Source organism: Pedococcus sp. NPDC057267 (assembly GCF_042668795.1).
Taxonomy (GTDB): Bacteria; Actinomycetota; Actinomycetes; order Actinomycetales; family Dermatophilaceae; genus Pedococcus.
Map to the genome: position 1 here is coordinate 1 of NZ_JBHUYG010000176.1, position 2,769 is coordinate 2,769.

The following is a 2,769-nucleotide window of genomic DNA, read 5'->3' on the forward strand; positions in this document are numbered from 1 at the left end:
GGCCCGGCCGCGAGGCCCGGCTCCCGCGCGCCCCCCCGCAGTCACCGACGCGGGGCCCCCGGGTCGGGATCCCCCCCGGCGGCACCGCAGTCCTCTCGGGTCACGGCGTCACGGGCTGGAGACCGTGCCCCCGTTGTCGATGGCCAGGGTCGAGTTCTCGGCGCCGCAGGTGCCGGTGATACCGAGGTGGTTGGCGTCGCCCGCGTAGCTGACGAGCCAGTAGAAGGTGCCGGCGGTGGCTGCGGTGACGCTGAACGTCCCGTTGGAGGTGACCGCTGTTCCCGCGCCGCTGAGCGCCACGGTCTCGGAGTACGCGGGGGTCCCGGTGCACGTGCTGTTGCCGAACAGCGAGAACGTCACGTTGCCGCCCGGGGTGCCCCCGGCGCTCGCGGTCACGGTGACCGAGTCCTGCGGGCGCCACGACTGCGCCGTGGTGAGCGAGGCCGGGGCCTTGGTCACGATGACGGACTCGTTGGCGTCGCCACAGGTCCCGGACGCCGCGTTGTTCTGCGCGTTGCCCGAGTAGCTGGCGACCCAGTCGTACTTGCCCGGCGCCGTGGGGGTGTACGACGCCGACGTCGCGCTGGCCGTCGTGTCGTCCACCCGCGCGGCGTCCGTGGTGCTTCCCGCGGCCGAGACGAGGTTCGCACCCGTGCCCGAGTCGACACAGGAGGTCGACGTGATCGTCGCGTCGGCGGCGAACGGGCCGTAGAGCTTGAACGTCACGGTCCCGGGGGCGATGCCGCCGGACGGGAAGTACCCGCCCGAGATCGTCGCGACGTCGGAGATCGAGTTGCCCAGGACGACGTTGGGGCTCGCCTGGGTCGAGATGGTCGGGGACGGCTTCTGCACGACCAGCGGTTCGCTCGTGCACGCACTCGTGGATCCGCTCAGACGGCTTCCCGCACCCGGCACGAACTGGGCCTGCCACCAGTAGCTGCCGGCGCCCGAGAACACCAGGCTGGGCGAGGGCGGCACCGACCCGTCACCGGCGACGGTGACCGTGGCCGTGTTCCCGCCCCCGGTGAAGGTCGGGTCGGTCGATGCGGTCTTGCACGTGTTGTCGGTCCACAGCGAGTACGTGACGGTACCGGCAGGCGTACCCAGCGTGCTGGTGATGGCCGAGGTGTCGTAGACCTTCGCGGGCAGGGTCACCGTGTTGTTCGGTGGCTCGAGGTTCGTGTCTGTCGTGGGGGCCTGGCTGTCGCCGACCTGCTGCCGCAGGCTCGTCGTGATCGACGAGGTCCCACACGTGGTCACGTTCCCCTCGGTGTAGTCGTACAACGACGCCGTGAGCGACTGGCTCGAGCGGGTGTTGAACACGAACCGGTTCACGCAGATCGGGTTGCCCGCGGAGTCCCGGTCGAGCCCGTTCGCAGTCAGGTCGACGCCTCCCTCGTAGAACTGGTCGGCTCCCAGGCTGGTGCCCTGGGTCTTGTTGTTGACCGTCTGCCACGGTGTGGTCACCGTCGCGGAGTTCGTGATCGCGCAGATCGTGGCCGACCCGCCGCAGGAGGTGCCGGTCACGACGGGGGTGGTGTTGAGGGCACCGGTGGCGCCGCCAACCCACTTGTAGGCGCTGATCTGGGGGTTGCTGCCGCCGTTCAGGAACGCAGCCACCAACAGGATGTCGCCGTCGACGTGGTGCCCGGTGAACGCGTTCCCGCTGCCGCTACCGCCGCCCTGGCAGGCCACGTTGGCGTCCTGCAGGAACCAGACCCCCATGTTGTTGTCGCCGTTGGGGGTGTTCTTCTCCATGCCGAAGTAGAGGATCAGGTGGGGCGGGTTGAACGAGGTGTCCGAGTAGACCGCGGTGTAGCCGTTCTGGATGTCACCCTTGTTCGTCACGTTGTTGGCACCGACGCACCGCCAGCCCGCGGCGATGTCGTCCAGGTCCTTGGCGCCGGTCGTGAAGGTCGTCGGGTCGGCGGTGCTGCCGGGCGTGAAGTCCCGGGAGAAGCCTGCGTCGAAGAAGCCGGCCGGCAGCGGGGCGCGCTTGACGCCCAAACCCGCGACGTTCGTGAAGATGCTGTTGGAGGTGTTGCCCGAAGCAGAGGGCCCCCAGTCGGGCGCCGAGGGCAGGGCAGCTCCGTTGTCGAGGACGTCCCCGTCGAGCTCGAAGCCGCCGCTGACCGAGGCGCTGGCGGGAAGGGACCCGGCGATGACGAGTGCGCTGGCGGCGAGGGCGCCGGCGGCGAGTGAGGCCCGAAGCCTCGGCGGACGAACGGGTCGTCGGTTGCCGCTGCCAGCAGCGGCGAAGAGCCTGCGCAACATGCTGTCTCCTCCGATGTCGTGCTCCCGACCCGGGCGGGCCGGGAGGGCAGCGCGTCGGCGGTGCTGGGCACCGGTCGTCACTCGGCCGGGAGGACGAGGGGGAGGCTGTCGCAGGGTCGGCGTGTGCCGTCCCTCCACGCTAGGGACGGACCTGTCCGGCGTTGACCGCCGAAATGCGCAGGATCTTTGGGGCGAATGCGAACGCACGCGAAACAACTTCCGCGTGCAGGCACGTCCTCCGCACGATCACCGGCCTCGACAGTTCCGTCGTCCGGGGTTCTTGAGACCGGGCTGAGACGACTCTCAGGGAACTCACATGGTGGGGATGACACATGTCATGGGGGTGCCTCGGCCGTGCGGTGTCCAATTGTCGAAGGCGGTCGTCTCCTCCTGACCGCTCCGGTGCGGACCCCTTCACCTCACCGGAACCCCCGGACGCTCGTGCGGAGAGCCTTCGGGAAACGTGCCGCCCGCGCCTCGGTCCAGCCGAGGGCG

The 2,769-nt window shown here is 69.9% G+C and carries 1 protein-coding gene; it reads right to left on the reverse strand.

Going from position 1 to position 2,769, the window contains the following annotated elements:
- Positions 1 to 108: 108 nt before the first annotated feature.
- The gene (locus ACFUC1_RS20455) at positions 109 to 2,274 is read right to left on the reverse strand and encodes a hypothetical protein (RefSeq protein WP_379123128.1); all 2,166 of its coding nucleotides are present in this window, start codon (positions 2,272 to 2,274) and stop codon (positions 109 to 111) included.
- Positions 2,275 to 2,769 lie beyond the last annotated feature (495 nt).